Consider the following 20,757-nt stretch of genomic DNA (forward strand, 5'->3'; position numbering starts at 1 on the left):
GCCGGGACGAAAAGCCACCCGTATCGCGGCGGCCGCGGACCGCGCGGTCGTCGGGGCCGTCGCCGGGGGCGCACTCGTCGGCGCGCTGCGCGCGCCGGGCTACGCCGACCGTCGCGCGGCCAGCCCGAGCGCGCCCGCGAGGGCGACGAGCGCCGCCGCGACGCCGAAGCCGGGAGTGCTGTCGCTCGTGTCGCCGGCTCCTCCGTCCGCGCCGTCGCTGCCGTCCGCGTCGCCGCCGTCGCTGCTGTTGCCGTCGTCGCCGTCGGTGCCGTCTGAGCCGTCGCCGTCGCTCCCGTCCGCGCCGTCGGTGCCGTCGGCGTCCGGGAGCGTCAGGTCGGCGTCAGGCCGGAGTTCGAGGACGCCCTCCGGCGACGGCGCGTGGGTTATCGTCACGCTCGTCCCGTCGCGCTCGACGCCGTAGGCGCCGGGGAAGTCGCTCTCCGAGCCGATCTCGTAGACGGTCCCGTCGGCGTACTCGGCTTCCCCGTGCGCGGTCAGCATCCGCACGTAGGCGTCGCGGAACGCCTCGGCGTCCGCCTCGGTCTGCCACTCGGTCGCCCAGACGTAGCCGTCGCGGTCGCCGTTCCGGTAGGGGTACAGCTCGTCGCCGGCCCACCCGTCCGTCACGGGGTGCGCGTAGTTGTAGACCTGCCGCGTTTCGAGCTCGGCCTCGGCGTCGAGGTGGATCTGGACGTTCTGCCGGACGGTCGCGTCGGGCTCCAACACGGCGTGTTCGTACTCTAAGCTCTGATACCAGAACATCACGAACATCGACGCCTCGCCCGCGGTCTCCGCGCCCGCGACCCCCTGGTCCTCGTAGGTCTCCCAGCCGCCGGTCGCGGCGTCCTCGAACGTGACGTTGCCCTCCTCGTAGTCGGGGTTCCGGTGGATCACCTCCGCCGTCGACTCCGGCGGGTCGTTCATCGTCGCGTTGACGGCCGCCCACCCCCCCTCGTCGCGGAGCTCGCGGACGTACAGCGCGCCGTCCCCGTACGGCTGGAGGACGGTCTGGAGGATGCCGAAGTTGAAGTCGGCGCCGTCGCCGCCGCCCCCGTCGCTCTCGGGCGCCTCGGCGCAGGTCCAGTTGTCCGCGCAGCGGGCCGCGTAGCGCTCCTCGACGTGGACCGCCTCCCCCTCGACGATCCCGTCGACCGCGAGGTCGCCGTCCTGGGTCGCGCCGACGTAGCGCGGGTCGGTGAGGTCGTGGTACTGGTCTTGCATCGCGTGGAGCAGCTCGTGCGCGAGCGTCGAGGGGTCGATGTCCGGAGACTCGCCGTCGGGGACGACGATGACGATCCGGTCCTGCGAGGGCGAGTAGAAGCCGGAGACCGCGCCGCCGAACACCGAGTCGATCTCGTCGTTGGCGTTCGTCTCGTCGCCGACGACGAACAGCGCCTCCCACACCCCGTCGTTCCAGCGCCGGAACGCCTCGGAGCTGTTGCCGCTCGCGGTGTCGTTGGCGTACTCGCTCCGCGTGACCGTCTCGACCGGGACGTCCTCCTTGAAGGGGCGCTCTCGGACGTGTTCGACCCGGGCCATCGTGAGGTCGGTCAGCGCCGACAGCTGGGACTCGTTGAGCCCGTCCGTCTCCGCGAAGTCGACCGACTCCTCGTAGTGGGTCCCGTTCCAGCAGCCCACCAGTTCCGTGCCGTCGCCGGTGTCGCACTCGTCTGCGGACGCGGAGGGCGCTGCGCCCGGCGCCGTCGGCCCGGTGCCGGACGCGGCGGGGACCGCGCCGGCGTCGGGGGCGGCGGCGACGCCAGCGGTGAACGCGACACAGAGGACGGCGACCGCGGCGACGGCGGCGGCCGCGGTCGAGAGGGTGAGAACCCGTCGCATAGGGAGAACTATGGCCGACCAAATAAGTAGTTTGTCTGCGCCGCGGTCCTTGGAGATCCGCAGTCGGCCGGTGCTCCCCCAAAAAATATATTCTCTACTAACATGTAATTGCGCTATGGTTAAGGACCATTCCCGCAGGTCTATTATAAGTCTAACAGGGTCTATCGGAATATACACATTGGCCGGTTGTAATCGCTTAGCGGAAGATCAAGCCGGAAAAGATCTAGAGAATAATACTTCTAATGAGAATGAAACAGAAGTATCTATAGATGAAAATAAAGAACAATCCTCAGATGAAAATGAGAGCGAAAAATCTAGCTTTCAAGCAATATATCAAGATTGGCTAAATAGTGGATCATTTTCTAGTTCTGAGGTGAATGAATTGGCCAATAAGTTGGAACGTCCAATTAGCAAAAATACGAGAGAGGGCTACCAAGAGGCTATTAGAATTGCAGAACGGGAGAATACGAAGTCTGGAATCATTGATTCTCATAAACTTACTGCTAGAGCCATTTTTAAAATTATAACTAATAACGCGGCAAAACCCGACTATTTTTCAAAATTGGACATTATATATTATACAAATGCTATCTATCCTGTTGCCAGACATTTTTTTGACGGTGATGAAATAACCAATCTAAAATATGACGATCACTATACATTATATTCAAATACCAGAATCAACGAAGAACTATACTCAGCAGATAGTCCACAAAATTTCTATGAATCCGATGTTCCTAATATACCCGTTAAAGACCGAATATATCACAAAAATATTGAAGATCTGAGTAAATACGAAAAAATCATAGACGGAGCTTTTGATCAGAATTATAATCGTGAAAAGTTTTCAAGTTCTCCTCCGCCTGCTGCTGTACGAGGCCAGTCCGAAGAGATTACGAAAGTAGCAGAGAAAGGTATTATGTCTCAACTCAAGGCTTACTCAGGTAATCTCTTTTTATCTGACTTTGTTGATGTACCGTATGACTTCACATATAGAAGTAATATACCTGTGGTTCCTTGGAATCTCAATTCTCATAACAAGCTAATTTCATCTTTAGAAAGCCAGTCGAGTGATTTATGGAAATCTGCGGTCAAAAAGATAAATAATACTGATTTTACTGGGTATACGGCTGTTGAAGTACAAGATAATCGTGTACAACTACGAGATGTTTCTGATTGGAAAGCGAATTATCCAGGTAAGGATCCAGAGTATGAGTATCGAGATCCAGATTGGGAGTGTGATCTACCCGGAAAGGCTCAACACTTATACTCGATATCTATGGAAAACGGAGAAGATTTTGTAGTTGTGCTTACCAATTCGTTAGATAGGGTTGCGATTCATGCGGGTAGTGGTGACAAGGCTTGGGAATATAGTCGGGATAAGCGTTGGAGGCTTCCATATGTTTTTAATAATATATTTCTTGAAAGAACTACAAATGCTTTAGAACGAATTGACCCACCTTCGGGCCAAGTCATCTGGTCCAAAAAATTGGACACAAAAGAGAATATAACTCTACAAGTTATTGAGACCACCTCAGACGCCATATATCTGAATAGCAGTAACTCACTTTTCTCCATTGACCGTGATTCTGGAGACATCAATTGGAAAAAACCAATCTCTAGTGTAGAGTCTATCACATCAACTAATAATAAAATATATGTCATTTCTACTGAAGGATCATCACTAAATATGGATTTATATTGTATTGTTAAATCAAGTGGAACAACTGACTGGAAGCTAACAGACTCATACATTGGACCTATGAAGCTAATAGAAAATAATCTCTATGTGTCTGATGGGGGTAAAAGAGAACTACATATGTTAAGTACTCCCGTAGAACAGCCAGAACTAACTGCCCAATCAAAATCAATTAATTGGACTTATCAGTCCAAACCAGGATTAGGTGGCGTAGGTTCGATATTTTCCTATAAATCAAATAAAGATTCAATAATCGTAAAGACATCCAATCTAGTTGCGTTAAACAAAGAGACAGGAGAGAAGATCTGGTCGACTGATGCCACACTTGGAGAGGCAATCAAGACTAATAGTGGAATATTTATAGGCGGATATCAAGACCGCGTGGACGGAGATATATACTATGCCGCTATGTATGACCCTTCTTCGGGGAGGCAGAAATGGCAAACTGATCACTATGGGATCACAGATGCTACAGAATTTAAAAATCGTATATATATACGTGAACAAACAAAAATTTCTGGACTTAATAGTGATACCGGCGAGGAAGAATGGTCGTACGTTCCACAAAAACTATCTGGAATAGCTCAATTTACTGTAATTGGTGATTATCTTGTATCTATTGAAGAAGATCTTGTAACAGGATTCAATATAAATAACAAATAGTGTATATCAATACGAAAGTTCAAATTTTCCTCATATCTGAACACTGGCTGTCTTCGAGTCTTCGGGTACTGGCTGTCTTCGAGTCTTCGGGTTTTTGTCCCACGCGCGCTAACTCCCGGCATGGCGTTCGATCCGACAGCAACCGCGGTGGTCGTCGTCGACATGCAAAACGGGTTCTGCCACCCGGACGGCAGCCTCTACGCCGAGCCGAGCGAGGCGGCGATCGAGCCCGTGACGGCGCTCGTCGAGCGCGCCCGAGAGGCCGGCGCGAGCGTCGTTTACACCCGCGACGTCCACCCGCCCGAACAGTTCGACGAGACGCACTACTACGACGAGTTCGACCGGTGGGGCGAACACGTCGTCGAGGGGTCGTGGGACGCCGAACTCGTCGCCGACCTCGACGTGCGCGACGGGGACCACGTCGTCGAGAAGCACACCTACGACGCCTTCTACCGGACCGACCTGGAGGGGTACCTCGACGCGCACGGCGTCGACGACCTGCTGATCTGCGGCACGCTCGCGAACGTCTGCGTCCTCCACACCGCCGGCAGCGCCGGGCTCCGGGACTACCGCCCGGTCGTGGTCGAGGACGCGCTCGGGTACATCACCGAGGAGCACCGGGAGTACGCCGTCGACCACGCCGACTGGCTGTTCGGCGAGACGACGACCCGCGACGCGGTCGCGTTCGCGTAGTCCCGGGCGCCGGGCCGGCGTCCTCGCGGCCGCGGTCGGACCGACGCCTCCGCGGTCGCGGACGCCGACCGGCGAACGTTCCGGATCTCCGCAATTATCGCGCGCGGAAATCGGCGTGTAACGCTTTTCACCGCCGGCCGGAACCGGGAGGCATGGACATCTCTCGACGGGGCGTGCTCGGGGGCCTCGGCGCGGTCTGCGCGGTCGGCGCCGTCGGCTTCGCGGGCGCGGCGACGGTGACCGACGGCGCGGCGGTCGACGGCCTCGGCGGTATCGGCGGCGACGGCCCGGCGGCGACGGGCGACGGGACGGACGAGGAGACGGCGCCGCAGTCGGCCGCCGTCGATCCCGAGGCGCCGTTCGAAGCGCGGCTGACCGGCGGCGACGGCACCGACGCGACGCTGTTCGGGGCGACCGACCTCGACGTGGTCAAGGGCGTCTTCGCGAAGGACGGGGAGTTCCTCGTGCAGGTCGTGCTCTCCGAGGCGGGCGTCGACGCGTTCCGGACCCGACTCGATGAGGCCGGCGCGACCGACGACCCGGCCGCGTTCGTGGTGTCGATGACGCTCGACGGGACCGAGGTGCGGCGCGTCGAACTCGACCGGGAGACGGTCGACGCGCTCACGGGCTCCGAGTGGGGAGGCGTGCTGACGCTCCCGTTCGGACAGGAGTCGGTCGCCCGGTCGGTGTACGAGCGACTGGCCGACGACTGACCAGTCAGGTTCGGCGCGGTCGCGACCGCGCCGCGGCCCGCCGGGCGCCGCGACTGCCGGGCCTCCACGGCCCGCCGGGCGCCGAGGGTCCGGTGGGGTAGCGTTTTGTCCCTCGCCCACGTATTTCCGTCGTGAGCGACGACCCGGCGAACGACGGCGGCCGCCCGTGTCCGGTCTGCGAGACGCCGATGTACCACCGACACTGTAAGTACGTCTGCCCGGCTCACGGCGTCGTCTACGACTGTAGCGACACCTTCTACTGAGCTCTCGCCGCCCCGCGCGCCGGTTCGATCGACGGACGCGACGGGGGTACCCGGGATCCAAACTGTGTCGTGCGAACTGTTATGTTCTTGGAGGCCGAATTTCCACTTATGATGGGCGACCCGTACGCGACCCTCCTTGCCGACCGCTCGGGGTCAGCATGGTAGAGCAAACACAGGTTGCCCGGAGCAAGCGGATCCAGCGCCGCACCGGGAAGACGTTCCACGTCGCCACCCGGCTACTGCCCCAGCGGATCCGCCACCCGACGTACGTGCTGTACGGGTTCTTCCGCATCGCCGACGAGGTCGTCGACGCCGAGGACACCGGACCGCCCGCCGAACAGCGGGCCGAACTCGACCGCCTCCGAGCGGCCGCGCTCGGCGAGGAGCCGACGGACGACCCGGTGTTGGAGGCGTTCGCCGAGGTGGTCGAGCGCAACGACATCCCCGACGAAGACGTCCACTCGTTCGTGGACGCGATGGAGAGCGACATCGACACCGACCGCTACGAGACGTACGCCGACCTGGAAGCGTACATGGACGGCTCCGCGGCCGCCGTCGGTCGGATGATGACGGCGATCATGGACCTCGACCCGGAGGAGGAGGCCGAGGCGCTCCCGCACGCGACGAAGCTCGGAGAGGCCTTCCAGATGACGAACTTCCTCCGCGACGTCCGCGAGGACGTGGTCGAGCGCGACCGCATCTACCTCCCCTTAGAGACGCTCCGCCGCCACGGCGTGAGCGAACAGCAGATCCTCGACTTAGAGTTCGACGAGGACGTCGCGGCCGCGATCCGGGAGGAGATGGCCCGCACCGAGCGGCTCTACGAGGAGGGCGTCGCGGGGATCAAGTACCTCCCCGAGGACTGCCAGCTGGCGGTGCTGCTCGCGGCGGTGCTGTACGTCGACCACCACCGGCTCATCCGGAACCGCGGCTACGACACCGTCTCGGCCACCCCGGAGCTGTCGCTCACCCGGAAGCTGTCGCTGCTCGTCCGCACGCGCTGGAAGTGGCAGTGGAACCGCGACCCGGAAGCGGTGTTCTACGACATGTGTACCGACTTCGACCCCGCCCGCGAGTCCCACGGGCACGGTCCCCACGGCGCGGGCGTCCCGCAGACGGACTGAGCGGCCCGCATGGACCGCTCCCGGTTCGTCTCGCTCGCGTTCGCCGCGTTCGGCCTCGTGTTCGTCTCCTTCCTCCTCCGCGGGACGACGCGGCTGGTCGCGCCCTACGAGGTCGCGGTCGCGGTGTCGGCCCCGGTCCTCTTCGCGGCGGCCGCGCTCCTGGCCGCCCTCCTCGTCCTCGCCGTCCTCGACGTGACCGGGATCCGGCGGCTGGGGTGAGTCGGAACGCCCTTGCCCCGCCGTCCCCGACGACCGGTATGGACGTACGAACCGTCGCGGACCTCTCGCCGGCCGAGCGGCGCGCCTTCTTCGAGCGCGACGCCGGCGTCGAGGGGGTCCGCGAAGACGTGCGAGAGATCGTCGGGCGGGTCCGCGAGGAGGGCGACGTCGCGGTCCGCGAGTTCGCGGAGGAGTTCGACGGCGTCGCCGTCGGGAACATCGACGTCACCGACGACGCGGCGCGGGCGCACGAGGAGCTGGCCGACGCGGGCGACCCGGTCCTCGACGCGGTCCGCGAGGCGGCCGCGAACGTCCGCGCGTTCCACGAGCGGCAGCGCCCGGAGGACTGGCGCGACGACTTCGGCGGCCGCGAGCTCGGCCGGCGCTTCCGCCCGATCGACCGCGTCGGCGTGTACGTGCCCGGCGGCGCGGCCGCGTACCCCTCCAGCGCGCTGATGGGGATCATCCCGGCGGTCGTCGCCGGCGTCGACCACGTCGCGGTCGCGACGCCGCCGGCCGACGAGCTCAACCCCGTCACCCTCGCGGCCATCCACGAGGCCGGCGCCGACGCGGTGTACCAGGTCGGCGGCGCGCAGGCGATCGGCGCGCTCGCGTACGGGACGGAGACGGTGACGCGGGTCCAGAAGGTCGTCGGGCCGGGGAACAAGTGGGTCACCGCCGCCAAGTCGATCGTCCAGGGCGACGTGGAGATCGACTTCCTCGCCGGCCCGAGCGAGGTGCTGGTCCTCGCCGACGGGACGGCCGACCCCGACCTCGTCGCGGCCGACCTCGTCGCGCAGGCCGAACACGACCCCAACGCCTCCGTCGTCGCGGTCACCGACGACGCCGCCCTCGCCGAGGCCGTCGCCGACGCGGTCGACGCGCAGGCGGCCGAGCGCGACCGCGAGGAGACGGTCCGGGCCGCCCTCGACAACGCGGCCTCCGGCGTCCTCCGCGCGCGCTCGATGCCCGAGGCGGTCCTCTTCGCCGAGGAGTACGCCGCCGAGCACCTCTCGATCGTGGCGGACGACGACGAGGCGCTCTTGGACCGGATCACCAACGCCGGCTCCGTCTTCCTCGGCCCGTACTCCCCCGTCGCGGCCGGCGACTACGCGGCCGGGACGAACCACGTGCTACCGACGAACGGCGGCGCGAAGCGGTACGGCGGACTCTCCGTCGACACCTTCCTGCGGTCCTCGACCGTCCAGCGGCTCGACCGCGACGCCCTCGACGACCTCTCGGAGACGGTCACGACGCTCGCCGACGCCGAAGGGCTGGAGGCGCACGCCGAGAGCGTGCGGAAGCGGTTCGAGTAGCCGGGCCCCCTCGGAGCGGTTTCGATAGCCCTATATAGCGCTCCGCGCCGAACACCTCGACTCAATAACAGAAACGGCGGTACTCACCGGATCGGAGCGGTCTGAACTACCACATTCGGCTCATAGCAGCCTTCTTACCCGCTAGGACGCCTGTTCGAGCCGTAATGGTGGACGACACCGACGGACGACGGGAATCGAACTCGCGGCGGAAGTTCCTCATCGCGGGCGGCGCGGCCGCGCTGAGCGGTCTGGCGGGCTGCTCCGGCGCGTCGAGTTCGGGCGGCGACGGCTCGGACGGCGCCGACGGGAGCGGCGGCGGTTCGAGTGGCAGCGGAGGCGACGGGAGCGACGGGAGCGACGGGGGCGACGGCGAGTCCGGCGACCCGATGCTGGCCGACGCGAGCGAGTTCGACCCCGCGGAACCGGCCTGGGACGAGCACAACTACCTGTCGACGGCGCTGGTCGACGCGGGCTACCAGCGCGGGTCGACGACCGACCTCGAGAACATGCGGAACCGGGAGGTCGAGGAGGTGCCGCACGGGGAACCCGTGCGCGAGACGCCCGACGACGAGAGCGAACTCCTCGACCCCGACACGCTGGTGTTCACCGAGAGCCCGAGCGAGGACGTCCAGGGGCGGTTCGAGGAGGACTTCCAGGCGGTCTTCGACCGCATCGAGGAGGAGACCGGCAAGCCGGTCGAGTTCAGCAAGGTCGACAGTTACGCGGCGTCAGTCGAGGCGATGCGCTCGGAGCGCGCCCACATCGCGAACTTCTCGACCGGCACGACCGCGTTCGCGGTCAACCTCGGCGGCGCGGTCCCGTTCGCGGTCGGGCTCACCCCCGAGGAGGAGTTCGGCTACCGGCTGTTCGCCACCACCCGCGCCGACGCCGACGACATCCAGAGCGTCGAGGACTTCGCCCGCGACGACGTGAAGATCGGCCACTCCGAGCCCGCCTCGAACTCCGGGCACCAGGCCCCCTCGGCCCTCTTCGACCAGTACTTCGACGTGACCGCCGAAGAGGACTACGAGGTCAACTTCTCGGGCGGCCACGGCAACACCACGCGCGGCATCGCCGCCGGCGACTACGATGCCGGCCCGATCTGTTCGACGTGTATGGTCGACACCGTCGAGGCCCAGAGCGACCTCAGCTTCGACGACTTCAAAGTGGTGTGGGCGTCGGCGCCGTTCCCGAGCGGCCCGGTCGCGTACCGCTACAACCTCAAGCCGGAGATCCAGGAGGGGATCGAGCGCGCGTACCTCGAGTCCGACTTCTCGGGGACGGCCTACCAGGAGCGGACGGGGTACAACAAGTTCGTCCCGATCGACTACAGGACGGTCTGGAAGGACATCATGATCATCCAGCGGTACAACGGCGTCGAGTACGAGCGGAGCGCGCTCGGGTCGTAGATGCTGCGAGTCACCGACCTCCGGAAGACGTACCCCACCGGCGACGAGGCGCTACAGGGCGTCACGATGTCGGTCGAGGGCAGCGAGACCGTCGCGATGATCGGCCCCAGCGGGGCGGGCAAGTCCACGTTCATCCGGTGTGTCAACCGGCTAACCGAGCCGAGCGGCGGCCAGGTCTACCTCGACGAGACGGAGCTGACCGGGCTCGGTGACGACGCGCTGCGGTCGGCCCGTCGCGACATCGGCATGATCTTCCAGGAGTACAACCTCGTCGAGCGGCTGACCGTGATGGAGAACGTCCTCACCGGGCGATTAGGGTACGTCTCCGCGTGGCAGGCGTTCCGGCGATCGTTCCCCCCCGAGGACATCGAGCGGGCGTACCAGATCCTCGACCGCGTCGGGCTGGGCGACATGGAGAACAAACGCGTCGACGAGCTCTCGGGCGGCCAGCGCCAGCGGGTCGGCATCGCGCGGGCGGTGATCCAGCAGCCGAAGATCCTGCTGGTCGACGAGCCGACGTCGAGCCTGGATCCGGAGACCTCGGACACGGTGATGCGACTGCTGACCGACATCGCCGCAGAGCGCGAGGTCCCGGTGTTGATCAACATCCACGAGGTCGACCTCGCGATGGAGCACGCCGACCGGATCGTCGGGCTCCACGACGGCGAGCTCGTGTTCGAGGGCCCGCCCTCGGAGCTCGACCAGCGCGGGCTCGACCAGGTGTACCGGGGCGCGGCGGTGCCCGAGAACACCGACGGCGAGAAGCCGCGGTCGCGGTCCGACGGCGACGCCCTGTCGAACGCGGACCGACCGCTCGCGGGGGAGCCCTGAATGGCCGCCGGCAACCGGACCTGGGAGCGGCCGACCGCCTTCCCGCGACGCGGGGTCAAGTGGGCGGTGTACGCCGGGATCGTCGGGTTCTTCCTCTGGTCCGGCGTCGGGGTCGGCGCCGATCCGGCGCGGATCGCGCAGGGGCTCGGGAGCGCCGGCTCGCTCGTCGGGGACTTCCTCCCGCCCTCGGCGACCCCGCGACAGGCCCAGCGGATCCTCGACAAGATGCTCGAGAGCGTCGCGATGGCGATGGTGTCGACGCTCACCGGCATCGTGCTGAGCGTCCCGATAGCGTTCATGGCCGCGGAGAACCTCTCGCCGAAGCCGCTGTACGCGATCAACAGGGGGTTCATCTCCGTCTCCCGGGCGTTCAACGCGATCATCGTCGGCATCATCGCGGTCAAGGCCATCGGGTTCGGACCGCTCGCGGGCATCCTCACGATCACGTTCAAGACGGTCGGCTTCTTCTCGAAGCTCCTCGCCGAGGACCTCGAAGACATCGACATGGGGTCGGTCGACGCGGTCCGGGCGTCCGGCGCCTCGCCGATCCAGACGCTCCTCTACGGGGTCGTCCCGCAGATCATCCCGCGGTTCGCCGGGCTCTCCGTGTACCGGTGGGACATCAACATCCGGACCTCGACGATCATCGGCATCGTCGGGGCCGGCGGGATCGGGTCGGTGCTGCTGACCGCGTTCAACCGGTACGACTACCAGTACGTCACGGCCATCCTGCTCGCGATCATCGCGGTCGTCCTCGTGGCCGAGGGCGTCAGCGCGGTCGTGCGACGGAGGTACAACTGATGGCGGTCGAGCAACCGAGCTGGGACCGGTTCGACCGGCGGCGACGGATCACCCGGTTCGTCCTCCTCCTCGCCGCCGCCGTCTCCGTGATCGCCTCCTGGCAGTTCATGGACACCGGCGTCGTCAGGCCGGAGACGATCCCGCGGGAGATCGGCGACCTCCTGACCCGGATGTACCCGCCGGACGTGGCGTACACCACGCGGATCGTCCAACCGCTGATCGAGACGGTCCAGATCGCCGCGCTGGGGACGCTCGGCGCCCTAGTGCTCGCGATTCCGGTGGCGCTGCTCGCCGCCGAGAACACCACGCCGAACGGCGCGACCTTCTGGCTCGGGAAGCTCATCGTGACGGTGAGTCGGTCGGTCAACACCATCATCTGGGCGCTGTTTTTCGTCGTGCTGTTCGGGTCGGGACCGCTCGCCGGCGCCGTCGCCATCGTGTTCCGCTCGGTCGGCTTCCTCGGGAAGCTGCTCGGCGAGGAGATCGAAGAGATCGACTTCGGGCAGGTCGAGGCGGTGCGGGCGTCCGGCGCGTCGCAGGCGCAGGTGCTGCTCTACGGCATCCTCCCGCAGGTCAAGCCCGCGCTCGTCGGGCTGTCGATCTACCGGTGGGACATCAACATCCGCGACTCGACGGTGCTCGGCTTCGTCGGCGCGGGCGGTATCGGCGTCGAGCTGTTCCGCGCGGTCAACGCCTTCGCGTGGCAGTCGGTCGCGATGGTGCTGATCGTCATCCTCGGGGTCGTGGTCGTCACCGAGAGCCTGTCGGCGTACACTCGGGGGCTGGTCCGATGAGCCCGCCCCGACCGGACGGCTACGAGACGGTCCTGTTCGACATGGACGGCGTCGTTCTCGAGGGTCGCGAGACCGCCCCGGCGGTCCGCTCGCGCGCCCTCGACGACGTGCTCGCCGACCGGGACGTGACCGTTTCCCCGGCGCGCCGCGAGTCGCTGGCGCGCCCCGCCTACGACGACGCGTTCCGCGCGGCCTGCGAGGGGCTCGGCCTCGACCCCGCGCGCCTCTTCCGAGAGCGCGAGGAGCGGAGCGCGACGCGCGCCGTCGAGCGGCTGGCGGCCGGGATGCGACGGCTCCACCGGGACGTGACGGTCTTCGACGCGCTGGCCGACCGCGCGACGCTCGGCCTAGTGAGCAACAACTACCACCCGACCGTCGAGTTCGTCGTCGACCACTTCCGGCTCGACGAGTTCGCGTTCGTCCGCGGCCGCGACCCCGGTCCCGACGGCTACGGGCGTCGGAAGCCCGACCCGCACTACCTCAACGAGGCCCTCGACGCCCTCGACGCGACCGACGCGATCTACGTCGGCGACCGGGCGACCGACGTGATCGCCGCCGACCGGGCCGGGATCGACAGCGCGTTCCTGCGGCGCGACCACAACGCGGACCGCGACCCCGACGTCGAGCCGACCGTGGAGATCGAGAGCCTCCGCGAGCTGCTCGCCCTCGCTGGCGGCTCGTCCTCCGACCCGTCCGCGGCGCCGTCGGATCCCTCCGCCGACTCGCCGAACTCGGACGCGGACCGCGGTCGCCCGTCGGAATAGGGTCGCGCCGCCCCGGTCGCCGCACCCCCGGACCGGCGCGTCCCCCCAGCAACGGTTATCACCCCTCACCGCGTCTCGGAGGCATGATACCGTCGCTCGGGACGCTGTTCGAGGGGTTCACGGCGGTGGAGGCGACGGTCGCCGTTCTCCTCGTATCGCTCGTCGCCGCCCTGGGGATGGAGTTCGTCGTCCTCCGCGTCGCCCGGCGGTACGTCTCGGCGACGGACACCGGCTACGACGACATCGTCATCGCCTCGCTGCGGGCGCCGCTCGTCGTCACCGCGGCGCTCGCGGGGGTGTTCGTGCTCACGCAGGTCCCCGCGGTGCGCGCCTCGGTGCTCGTGGAGCCGCAGTTGCTCGACGCCGTCTTCGGGCGCCCGTCGCTGTCGGTGATCGTCCTCGTCTGGGCGTACGCGGCCAACGCGGTCGTGAACCGGGTCGTCGCCGCGGTCAACGCCGAGGGCGGGCGGTTCGACTTCGCGCCGGTCTTCTCGAACGTCTGGACGCTCGCGGTGCTGGTCGGGAGCGTCGGCACCCTGCTGTGGCTGTGGGGCATCGAGATCACGCCGCTGCTCGGCGCCGCGGGCGTCGCCGGCATCGCCGTCGGCTTCGCGGCGAAGGACACGGTGGCGAACTTCTTCGGCGGGATCGCGCTGTACTTCGACGACACGTACAAGATCGGCGACTACATCGTCTTAGACGACGGCACCGCCGGGACCGTGATCAAGGTCGGCGTGCGCTCGACGACGCTGCTCACCCGCGACGAGGTGCTGGTGACGGTGCCGAACGCGGCGCTCAACGCCGCGAAGGTGACGAACGAGTCGGCGCCGCAGCGCCGCCGCCGCGTGCGGGTCCCGATCGGCGTCGCCTACGGGACCGACGTGGACGCCTTCGAGGCGCTGGCGATCGAGGTCGTGGAGGCGGAGCCGCTCGTCCTCGACTCCCCGAAGCCGCGGGCGCGGTTCCGCTCGTTCGGGGACTCGGCGCTCCAGTACGAGATCCTCTGCTGGGTGAACGGTCCGACGCGGCGCCGCCGCGCGCAGCACGAACTCAACCGCGCCCTGTACGTGGCGCTCGGCGAGGCGGGGGTCGAGATCCCGTACCCGAAGCGGGACGTGACGATCGCGGGGACCGCCGGAGCGGAGCCGCCGGACCCCGGGACGGAGCGGGTGCCCGCGTCGCCGACGCCCGAGACGGAGCCGGCCGAGCGACGGGCCGGCGACGGCGACTGAGCGTCGGGCCGGCGCAGGGCCGGCGCAGGCCACGCCGCCGTCAACTGAGCGTCAGGGCGCGTCGACGGTCACGCCGACGCGTCGCCGGCGTCGCCGTCGGAAGCGACCTCCCAGTACCACGACGGCGGGACCGCGACGGTGTCGCCGAGCCGGCCGTACCGGAACGCGACCCGGACGCGCTCGCCGGTCGGCACGTGGACGTACGTCGCCGACAGCTCGACGACGAGCCCGTCGGCGGTGACGAACGCAACCGCCCGGAAGTCCTCGGCCTCGTCGCCGAGCGCGCGCGGCTCGCCGCGCACCTCGATCCGGTACAGCGGGACCGCGGTGGCGGCCGCCCCAACCGTCGACTCGCTCCCGTTCAGGAACCGGCGGATCGGCTCCGCGGCGGCCCCTCCGACGAGCGCCGTCGCGTTCGGCGCCGCGGCGGGGTCGAGGCGGCGGGCCTCGACGCCGGACGGTCCCGCCGCCCGCTCGTAGACGGCGTCGCCGTCGGCGTACACCTCGACGGTGCCCTCGCGGGTCGCGCCCCCGATCGAGGCGTTCGCCGAGGCGGTGAGCCGGTACCGGCGCTCGGACGCGACCGCGAGTTCGACGCCGCCGTCGCCCGCGATGCCCACGCGGTCGCCGGTCCCCCCGTCGAGGGCGGTCGCGTTCGTGGGGCCCGAGGCGACGAGGAGGAGGGTCGCGGACGAGAGGTTCGCCGCGGCGGCGACGTGGGCGTCGGCGAGCGCGTCCGCGTCGTACACGCCGGTCAGGAAGGCGCCGGGCGGCGTCCTGGCGGTCGAGCCGACCGTCCCCGTGAGGCCGCCCTCGTCGAGCCCGAGCGACGCCGCGTCGTCGAGCGTCGACACGGCGCGCTCCGCCGACTCCGGCGTTCCGATCGCGGCCGCGGCGGCCGCGTACTCCCCGTCGGCCGGCGGCGAGGGAGCGGTCGGCTCCGCGCCGTCGGCCGCGGGCCCGAGTCCCGGGATTCCGGCGAGCGCCGGCGCTCCACCGGCGACGAGGACCGCGAGGGCCGCCACAAGCAGCGCGGCGGCCGCGACTGCGAGGAGGGCGCTCCGGTCGTCGGCCGCCGCCCGTCGGACCCGCGCGAGGCGACCGCGGACGCCCTCGCGGCCTCCGTCGTCGGCCGACGCGGCGGTCGCGAGGGAGACGCCGAACCGCTCGCGGAACAGGCGGTCCGCCGCGTCCCGGCCGAGCCCGTAGAGGAGCCGCTCGCGGAGGTCGGACGGCGAGACGTACGTCGCGTCGACCGCCTCGGCCCGCCGACGCGGCGAGGCGGAGAGGAGCCGTCGCGCCCCGTCGCCGACGACGGCGTCGGCGTCGGCCGGGACGGGCGTCCCGACCGCGACGCGCCGCTCCCGGCCGCCGCGTCGGACGACGACGACGTTCGACTCGTCCGCCCGGTCGACCCGCTCCCAGCCGCGAGCGGTCCACAGCGCGGCGACGAACTCGCGGCGCTCGGCGCCGGAGAGCGACCGGTATCGCCGGGCGAACTCCGCCTCTGACGGGGCGTTCACGGGGTCAGTACGCGTCCGAGCTACACAAACGTACCGCGCACGGTCGGCCGGGCCGGGACGCCGAACGTAACCGTCAGCGACAACGGGCCGCGGGATTCCGCCGGCAGGGTTTTCACCGTGCGAACGGAACCGGGTGGTATGAGTACCGAACCGGCCGACACCGGGACCGAGGGGAGCGACCCGGCGATCGAGGTGACCTCGGACGCCGCCGAGGAGGCCCTCTCGCTGCTCGAAGGCGAGGGACTCGACACCGACGTCGCCGGGCTGCGGCTGTTCGTCCAGCAGGGCGGCTGCGCGGGGCTGTCGTACGGGATGCGCTTCGACACGGAGCCGGAGGACGACGACCTCGTCGTGGAGCACCACGGCCTCCGGGTGTTCGTCGACCCCGCGAGCAAGAACTACATCGGCGGGAGCACGCTCGACTACGAGCACGGCCTCCAGGCCGCCGGCTTCGAGGTCGAGAACCCGAACGTCGTCTCCGAGTGCGGCTGCGGCGAGTCCTTCCGGACGTAGCGCGCGTTTCGATTTCCCGTTCCTCCCCGTCTCGCGAGTCCCCCGCTTAAGTCGCTCCGCCGGGTAGCGGGAGCCATGACCCTGGAAGCGACGACGACGCCGAGCGGCGAGCGGGTGTACACCGACCGGTCGCGGACCGAGCGCGGCGCGGACGGGCCCTTCTACCCCGTGTTCGCGGACGAGGCGGGCGAGTCCCGCTGGGGGTTCCGCTGCGGCAACTGCGAGTCGTTCGACACGGCGATGGACACGATGGGCCGGATCCAGTGTACCGAGTGCGGCAACCTCCGGAAGCCGGACGAGTGGGACGCGGCCCACGAGTGAGGCGGCCTGCGGGTCGCCGTCAGGGGTAGGGGCAGGCCGCTGTCAGCGGACAGGGACGGGTCGTCGTCAGCGGCCACGAATCTCCGGTCGACGGCCGTCTCCGGCGGCGCGGTCGGCTCCGGCTCGGGACCGCGTTCGGGGCTCTCCGGACCGCTGCGGGGGGTGCGCCCGATTCTCTGAGCTCGAAATCGTGAGAAGGTTTATCACGGATGGTGCCGAACTTCGACGTAGATGGCCACTGCGAGCATCCCCCCGACGACCGAGGCCAGAGACGTCTTCCGCGAACTGGGATACACCGTCTCCGACGGCGGACGCGAGTTCGTCGCGGAACGCAAGTGGCGGCGCGTGTTCGTGACGGTGCTCTGTCTCGACGACGACGACCTCGACCCGTATCTCGCAGACGGGGACGACGCGGCGCGACTCCGGTGTTTCGTCACGTGGCGCGACCGCGCGGCCGACCTCCAGGAACGGCTCGTCGCCGCGAAGCCCCCCTACGACTGGGCGGTGATCGGCATCGACCGCGACGGCGAGGACTTCGCGGTGATGGAGGGCGCGCCCGGAAGCCCGTAGCCGCGCGCGACCGCCGTGCCGACGACGCTCTCCGCCTCCCGGCCGGCCCGCCCCGGAGGTGTCTATTTGCGACCCCGCCGCGTACGGGTCGCATGGAGCACGTCGAGTACGTCTACACCAGCGGCATGTCCGAGTCCGACGTCGAGGCCCGCCTCCGGGCCGGCGAACACGGCGTCCTGGCGCTGGCGAGCGACGGCGACGCGTACGCCACGCCGCTGAGCTACCACTACGACGGCGACCGCCTCCTCCTCCGCGTGAGCGACCACGACGGCGACCGCCTCCTCCTCCGCGTGAGCGACCACGACGGCGACGGCGAGAAGGGGCGCTTCCTCGCGGCGACCGACACCGCCACGTTCGTCTGCTACGCGGCGTCGACGGACGAGTCGTGGAGCGTCCACGTCCGCGGACCGGTCTCGCGGTCCGAGCGACGGGTCGACGAGGCGACGCTCAACGAGTGGTTTCAGCCCTTCCGCCTCTTCGACGAGGCGGTCGAGGACGTCGCGTTCACCCTCTACGAACTGGAGATGGAGACCGTCATCGGCCGCGCGACCGTGGACGGGTAGTCGGCGAGCCGGCGGGAAGACCTCGGGCTCGCGCCCGACACGGCCGCCGCGGCGACGCGTATTTTTATCTCCCCGTGTGCCCTACCAGCACGCGACATGGTGTTCAAGAAGATCACGTTGATCGGGACGAGCGAGGAGAGCTTCGACGCCGCGGCCGACGACGCAATCGACCGCGCCGAGGACACCCTCGACAACGTCTACTGGGTGGAGGTCGAAGAGTTCGGGGTGGAGCTGAAGGGCGCGGCCGACCGCGAGTACCAGGCCGAGGTCGAGGTCGCGTTCGAACTGGAGGGCTGAGGGGAGACGCGGTCTTACGATTTATAACTGGTCGTGAGCGGTAGCCGGGCCTCCGTACGAACGAAGGGCATGGATAGGGCCGGAGGCCGCCGCCGCGCTCGCCGCTCACGTATCACGTCGTCTGTGGCGCCCTCGCGACTGCCCCTTCGAGTCCCGCCCCCGTACCGCACAGCACCTCACGCCTCCCCAGCCTCGTCGCCGGCGGCCGCGCCGCCGGCTGCCAGAGGCGCGTCGCGCCTCGCTGCCGCCGGTGGCGGCCGCTCGTAGGCACGCGCCGCCGCACCGCCTCGTTCACTTATAAGCAATTCCTCGGCGGCCACCTATTTATCCGACCGCCCCCACGACCCGGCAATGACCGCGTCACGCGCGCCGGCCGAGCCGACGGTCCGGGAGTTCGAAGCGACGGTCGAGTCCGTCGACGGCCGCGAGGTCGTCCTCGACGAGACGTACTTCTACCCGGCGTCGGGCGGCCAGCCGGCAGACAGGGGAACGCTCGACGGCCACCTCGTCGACGACGTGGTCGAGCGGGACGGAGCGGTCGTCCACGCGCTCGACCCCGACGCGGACGCCGCCCTCGCGCCCGGCGACGAGGTCACGGGCCTGATCGACGACGCCTTCCGCACCTACTGCGCCCGAGCGCACACCGCCTCGCACGTGCTGTACGGGGCGGCGCGCCGGGTCGCCGACGACCTCGGCTACGCCGGGTTCGACATCGCGGAGACGAAGGTCCGCGTCGACCTGACGACCGCCGAGCCGCTGGGCGACGGCGACCTGATCGAGTTAGAGCGGCTCGCCAACCGCGCCGTCTGGGACTCGCTGCCCGTCTCGTGGGCGACGCACTCGGCCGGCGAGGCCCGCGACGTCGACGGCATCGCGTTCAACACCAAGACCGAGGAGGGCGCGATGAGCGGCGGCGACGCGGTCCGGGTCGTGACGGTCGGCGAGGCCGACGACCCGTGGGACGTCGCCGCCTGCGGCGGGACGCACGTCGCGAACACGTCGGAGATCGGCCCGATCGCGGTGTTGGAGCGGTCGAACCCCGGCGAGGGCGTGACCCGCGTCGAGTTCGCAGTCGGGCCCACGGCGATAGACGAACTCGGCGCGGTCCACGCCGCCGCGCTCGACGCCGCGACGGCGCTCGACGCGCGTGTCGGCGAGCTCCCCGACGCCGTTTCCCGCCTCCGCGACGAGGCGGACCGGCTGGAGGCGGAGCTCCGAGACGCCCGCGAGGAACTGCTCGCGGCGCGCCTGCGCGAGTTCCCGACCGCCGACGTCGGCGGCGCGCGCTGGGCGGTCGGGACCGTCGACGACGCCGACCCGAACGAGCTCCGCGAGCCGGCGACGGCGGCGGTCGCGGCCGACGACCTCGACGCCCTCGCCGCGGTCGGGACCGGCGACGCCCCCTTCGTCGTGGTCGCGGCCGACGGCGACGCGGTCGACGCGGGCGACGCCGTCGGCGCCGTCACCGACGAGTTCGGCGGGGGCGGCGGGGGCGGCCCGACGTTCGCGCAGGGCGGCGGGCTCGACGCCGACCCCGAGGCCGTCGCGGCGTGGCTCCGCGAGCGATGACCGGCAAGCTGGGCCCCGAGGCGCTGGCGGCGGCGCTCGCGGCGACCGGCGCCGACGACCCCGCAGTCGCGCAGGGTCCCGCCTACGGCGAGGACGCGGCCGCGATCGACCTGACCGGCGCCGGCGAGACGCTCGTCGTCGCGGCCGACCCCCTCTCGCTGGCCGCGGAGTCGGTCGGGACGCTCGCCGTCCACGTCGCCTGTAACGACGTCGCCGCGAGCGGCGCGGACCCCCGGTGGCTCACGCACACGCTGTTCCTGCCGGACGACGACCCAGACCGGCTTCGGGCGGTCGTCGACCAGGTCGACGCGACGGCGCGCGACCTCGGCTGCGCGGTCGTCGGGGGCCACACCGAGGTGCTCGACGCGCTCGCCCGCCCGCTCTGCGCGATGACGGCGATGGGGACGACGGACCGCTTCGTGTCGAGCGGGGGCGCCGAGCCCGGCGACCGGCTCCTGCTCACGAAGGGCGCGGGGATCGAGGCGACCGCGATCCTCGCGACCGACTTCCGCGAGGCGTGCCGCGAGGCGGGCGTCCCGCCCGCCACGCTCGACGCGGCCGCGGAGTTCCTCGGCGAGGTGAGCGTCGTGCCCGACGCGGCGGCGGTCCGCGACGCCGCGACCGCGCTCCACGACCCGACCGAGGGCGGCGTGGCGACCGCGCTCGTCGAAGCGGCGGCCGCGAGCGAGGCCGTCTTCGCCGTCGACCGCGATTCCGTCCCGGTCCGGCCCGAGACGCGGGCCTGCTGTGACGCGCTCGGCGTCGACCCGCTCGCGACGTTCGGCTCCGGCGCGCTGCTGGCGGCCGTCCCGCCGGAGCGCGTCGACGAGGCGCTCGACGCGCTCGACGCGGCCGAGATCGAGGGGGCCGCGATCGGTCGCGTCGAGTCCCCCGCCGACGAGCCGGCCGCGGGGACCGTCCGGATCGACGGCGAGCCCCTCGCCGAACCGCCGCGAGACGAGCTGTACCCGCTCTGGGAGGCGCGCGACGCGGGGGCGTAGCGGTCGGCGGCGGTCGCCCGCCTCCCACGGCCGGACCCCC

Annotated in this window: 22 protein-coding genes; 20 read left to right on the forward strand and 2 right to left on the reverse strand. The window is 68.5% G+C overall.

The window, feature by feature from the left end:
* Positions 1 to 99 precede the first annotated feature (99 nt).
* Complete coding sequence (locus tag EXE48_RS05965) at positions 100 to 1,839, reverse strand: Hvo_1808 family surface protein (protein ID WP_137710979.1); 1,740 nt, start codon at positions 1,837 to 1,839, stop codon at positions 100 to 102.
* A gap of 115 nt (positions 1,840 to 1,954) precedes the next feature.
* Between EXE48_RS05965 and EXE48_RS05970 the strand changes: the two genes are divergently transcribed.
* The 13 genes from EXE48_RS05970 to EXE48_RS06025 all read left to right on the forward strand — a co-directional run bounded on the left by EXE48_RS05970 (position 1,955) and on the right by EXE48_RS06025 (position 14,360).
* A complete protein-coding gene (locus EXE48_RS05970) occupies positions 1,955 to 4,201 on the forward strand; it encodes an outer membrane protein assembly factor BamB family protein (RefSeq protein ID WP_158295106.1) in 2,247 nt (748 codons plus the stop codon).
* A 120-nt stretch (positions 4,202 to 4,321) separates the two neighbouring features.
* Complete coding sequence (locus EXE48_RS05975) at positions 4,322 to 4,894, forward strand: cysteine hydrolase family protein (protein ID WP_137710981.1); 573 nt, start codon at positions 4,322 to 4,324, stop codon at positions 4,892 to 4,894.
* Between the two features lie 152 nt (positions 4,895 to 5,046).
* Positions 5,047 to 5,607 carry a hypothetical protein gene (locus EXE48_RS05980; protein WP_053770477.1) on the forward strand — a complete coding sequence of 187 codons (561 nt, stop codon included), beginning with the start codon at positions 5,047 to 5,049 and terminating at the stop codon, positions 5,605 to 5,607.
* Positions 5,608 to 5,738: 131 nt separating this feature from the next.
* Positions 5,739 to 5,870, forward strand: coding sequence for an HVO_2523 family zinc finger protein (locus EXE48_RS19240; protein ID WP_255409708.1), 132 nt, complete (start codon positions 5,739 to 5,741; stop codon positions 5,868 to 5,870).
* Between the two features lie 158 nt (positions 5,871 to 6,028).
* A complete protein-coding gene (locus EXE48_RS05985; protein WP_053770478.1) occupies positions 6,029 to 6,994 on the forward strand; it encodes a phytoene/squalene synthase family protein in 966 nt (321 codons plus the stop codon).
* A gap of 9 nt (positions 6,995 to 7,003) precedes the next feature.
* Positions 7,004 to 7,213 carry a hypothetical protein gene (locus EXE48_RS05990; protein WP_053770479.1) on the forward strand — a complete coding sequence of 70 codons (210 nt, stop codon included), beginning with the start codon at positions 7,004 to 7,006 and terminating at the stop codon, positions 7,211 to 7,213.
* 38 nt (positions 7,214 to 7,251) lie between these two features.
* Positions 7,252 to 8,529 (forward strand): histidinol dehydrogenase, encoded by a 1,278-nt coding sequence (hisD, locus tag EXE48_RS05995; protein ID WP_137705044.1) that lies wholly within the window; start codon positions 7,252 to 7,254, stop codon positions 8,527 to 8,529.
* Between the two features lie 386 nt (positions 8,530 to 8,915).
* Positions 8,916 to 9,938: a phosphate/phosphite/phosphonate ABC transporter substrate-binding protein gene (gene phnD, locus EXE48_RS06000; RefSeq protein WP_053770980.1), complete on the forward strand. Its 1,023-nt coding sequence runs from the start codon at positions 8,916 to 8,918 to the stop codon at positions 9,936 to 9,938.
* Complete coding sequence (gene phnC / locus EXE48_RS06005; protein WP_137705045.1) at positions 9,939 to 10,769, forward strand: phosphonate ABC transporter ATP-binding protein; 831 nt, start codon at positions 9,939 to 9,941, stop codon at positions 10,767 to 10,769. It begins immediately after the preceding gene.
* Positions 10,770 to 11,570 (forward strand): phosphonate ABC transporter, permease protein PhnE, encoded by an 801-nt coding sequence (gene phnE, locus EXE48_RS06010; RefSeq protein ID WP_053770482.1) that lies wholly within the window; start codon positions 10,770 to 10,772, stop codon positions 11,568 to 11,570. It begins immediately after the preceding gene.
* Entirely contained in the window at positions 11,570 to 12,364 is a 795-nt protein-coding gene (gene phnE, locus EXE48_RS06015) for a phosphonate ABC transporter, permease protein PhnE (RefSeq protein ID WP_137705047.1), read from the forward strand. The genes phnE (EXE48_RS06010) and phnE (EXE48_RS06015) overlap by 1 nt, the downstream gene beginning before the upstream one ends.
* Positions 12,361 to 13,128 carry an HAD family hydrolase gene (locus tag EXE48_RS06020; protein WP_053770484.1) on the forward strand — a complete coding sequence of 256 codons (768 nt, stop codon included), beginning with the start codon at positions 12,361 to 12,363 and terminating at the stop codon, positions 13,126 to 13,128. The genes phnE (EXE48_RS06015) and EXE48_RS06020 overlap by 4 nt, the downstream gene beginning before the upstream one ends.
* An 83-nt stretch (positions 13,129 to 13,211) precedes the next feature.
* Positions 13,212 to 14,360 carry a mechanosensitive ion channel family protein gene (locus EXE48_RS06025; RefSeq protein WP_137710982.1) on the forward strand — a complete coding sequence of 383 codons (1,149 nt, stop codon included), beginning with the start codon at positions 13,212 to 13,214 and terminating at the stop codon, positions 14,358 to 14,360.
* A gap of 68 nt (positions 14,361 to 14,428) precedes the next feature.
* Here the strand turns inward: EXE48_RS06025 and EXE48_RS06030 are convergent, their stop codons facing one another.
* A complete protein-coding gene (locus EXE48_RS06030) occupies positions 14,429 to 15,883 on the reverse strand; it encodes a hypothetical protein (protein WP_137710983.1) in 1,455 nt (484 codons plus the stop codon).
* Between the two features lie 138 nt (positions 15,884 to 16,021).
* On the opposite strand from EXE48_RS06030, the gene EXE48_RS06035 reads away from it, so the two are divergent.
* From EXE48_RS06035 to EXE48_RS06065, 7 genes are all read left to right on the forward strand, one after another.
* Positions 16,022 to 16,396: a HesB/IscA family protein gene (locus EXE48_RS06035; RefSeq protein ID WP_137710984.1), complete on the forward strand. Its 375-nt coding sequence runs from the start codon at positions 16,022 to 16,024 to the stop codon at positions 16,394 to 16,396.
* A gap of 75 nt (positions 16,397 to 16,471) precedes the next feature.
* Complete coding sequence (locus tag EXE48_RS06040; protein WP_137710985.1) at positions 16,472 to 16,717, forward strand: DUF5816 domain-containing protein; 246 nt, start codon at positions 16,472 to 16,474, stop codon at positions 16,715 to 16,717.
* Between the two features lie 231 nt (positions 16,718 to 16,948).
* On the forward strand, positions 16,949 to 17,287 hold the full coding sequence (locus tag EXE48_RS06045) for a DUF7116 family protein (RefSeq protein ID WP_053770488.1): 339 nt from the start codon (positions 16,949 to 16,951) through the stop codon (positions 17,285 to 17,287).
* A gap of 92 nt (positions 17,288 to 17,379) precedes the next feature.
* Positions 17,380 to 17,850, forward strand: coding sequence for a pyridoxamine 5'-phosphate oxidase family protein (locus tag EXE48_RS06050; RefSeq protein ID WP_137710986.1), 471 nt, complete (start codon positions 17,380 to 17,382; stop codon positions 17,848 to 17,850).
* A gap of 96 nt (positions 17,851 to 17,946) precedes the next feature.
* Complete coding sequence (locus EXE48_RS06055) at positions 17,947 to 18,147, forward strand: dodecin (RefSeq protein WP_053770490.1); 201 nt, start codon at positions 17,947 to 17,949, stop codon at positions 18,145 to 18,147.
* A gap of 351 nt (positions 18,148 to 18,498) precedes the next feature.
* Complete coding sequence (locus EXE48_RS06060) at positions 18,499 to 19,716, forward strand: alanyl-tRNA editing protein (protein ID WP_137710987.1); 1,218 nt, start codon at positions 18,499 to 18,501, stop codon at positions 19,714 to 19,716.
* Positions 19,713 to 20,717, forward strand: coding sequence for an AIR synthase-related protein (locus EXE48_RS06065; protein ID WP_137711042.1), 1,005 nt, complete (start codon positions 19,713 to 19,715; stop codon positions 20,715 to 20,717). Before EXE48_RS06060 ends, EXE48_RS06065 begins: the two co-directional genes overlap by 4 nt.
* The last annotated feature ends 40 nt before the right edge of the window (positions 20,718 to 20,757 follow it).

Origin of the sequence: Halorubrum sp. ASP1 (assembly GCF_005435135.1) — an archaeon.
Lineage (GTDB): Archaea > Halobacteriota > Halobacteria > Halobacteriales > Haloferacaceae > Halorubrum > Halorubrum tropicale.

Coding starts and splice junctions, on each gene's coding strand:
- EXE48_RS05975 (WP_137710981.1), top strand. CDS start 4,322: ATGGCGTTCGATCCGACAGCAACCGCGGTGGTCGTCGTCGACATGCAA.
- hisD (WP_137705044.1), top strand. CDS start 7,252: ATGGACGTACGAACCGTCGCGGACCTCTCGCCGGCCGAGCGGCGCGCC.
- phnE (WP_053770482.1), top strand. CDS start 10,770: ATGGCCGCCGGCAACCGGACCTGGGAGCGGCCGACCGCCTTCCCGCGA.
- EXE48_RS05985 (WP_053770478.1), top strand. CDS start 6,029: ATGGTAGAGCAAACACAGGTTGCCCGGAGCAAGCGGATCCAGCGCCGC.
- EXE48_RS06025 (WP_137710982.1), top strand. CDS start 13,212: ATGATACCGTCGCTCGGGACGCTGTTCGAGGGGTTCACGGCGGTGGAG.
- phnC (WP_137705045.1), top strand. CDS start 9,939: ATGCTGCGAGTCACCGACCTCCGGAAGACGTACCCCACCGGCGACGAG.
- EXE48_RS06055 (WP_053770490.1), top strand. CDS start 17,947: ATGGTGTTCAAGAAGATCACGTTGATCGGGACGAGCGAGGAGAGCTTC.
- EXE48_RS06050 (WP_137710986.1), top strand. CDS start 17,380: ATGGAGCACGTCGAGTACGTCTACACCAGCGGCATGTCCGAGTCCGAC.
- EXE48_RS05970 (WP_158295106.1), top strand. CDS start 1,955: ATGGTTAAGGACCATTCCCGCAGGTCTATTATAAGTCTAACAGGGTCT.
- phnD (WP_053770980.1), top strand. CDS start 8,916: ATGCTGGCCGACGCGAGCGAGTTCGACCCCGCGGAACCGGCCTGGGAC.
- EXE48_RS05990 (WP_053770479.1), top strand. CDS start 7,004: ATGGACCGCTCCCGGTTCGTCTCGCTCGCGTTCGCCGCGTTCGGCCTC.
- EXE48_RS06045 (WP_053770488.1), top strand. CDS start 16,949: ATGGCCACTGCGAGCATCCCCCCGACGACCGAGGCCAGAGACGTCTTC.
- EXE48_RS06065 (WP_137711042.1), top strand. CDS start 19,713: ATGACCGGCAAGCTGGGCCCCGAGGCGCTGGCGGCGGCGCTCGCGGCG.
- EXE48_RS06040 (WP_137710985.1), top strand. CDS start 16,472: ATGACCCTGGAAGCGACGACGACGCCGAGCGGCGAGCGGGTGTACACC.
- EXE48_RS06020 (WP_053770484.1), top strand. CDS start 12,361: ATGAGCCCGCCCCGACCGGACGGCTACGAGACGGTCCTGTTCGACATG.
- EXE48_RS06060 (WP_137710987.1), top strand. CDS start 18,499: ATGACCGCGTCACGCGCGCCGGCCGAGCCGACGGTCCGGGAGTTCGAA.
- EXE48_RS05980 (WP_053770477.1), top strand. CDS start 5,047: ATGGACATCTCTCGACGGGGCGTGCTCGGGGGCCTCGGCGCGGTCTGC.
- EXE48_RS05965 (WP_137710979.1), bottom strand. CDS start 1,839: ATGCGACGGGTTCTCACCCTCTCGACCGCGGCCGCCGCCGTCGCCGCG.
- phnE (WP_137705047.1), top strand. CDS start 11,570: ATGGCGGTCGAGCAACCGAGCTGGGACCGGTTCGACCGGCGGCGACGG.
- EXE48_RS06035 (WP_137710984.1), top strand. CDS start 16,022: ATGAGTACCGAACCGGCCGACACCGGGACCGAGGGGAGCGACCCGGCG.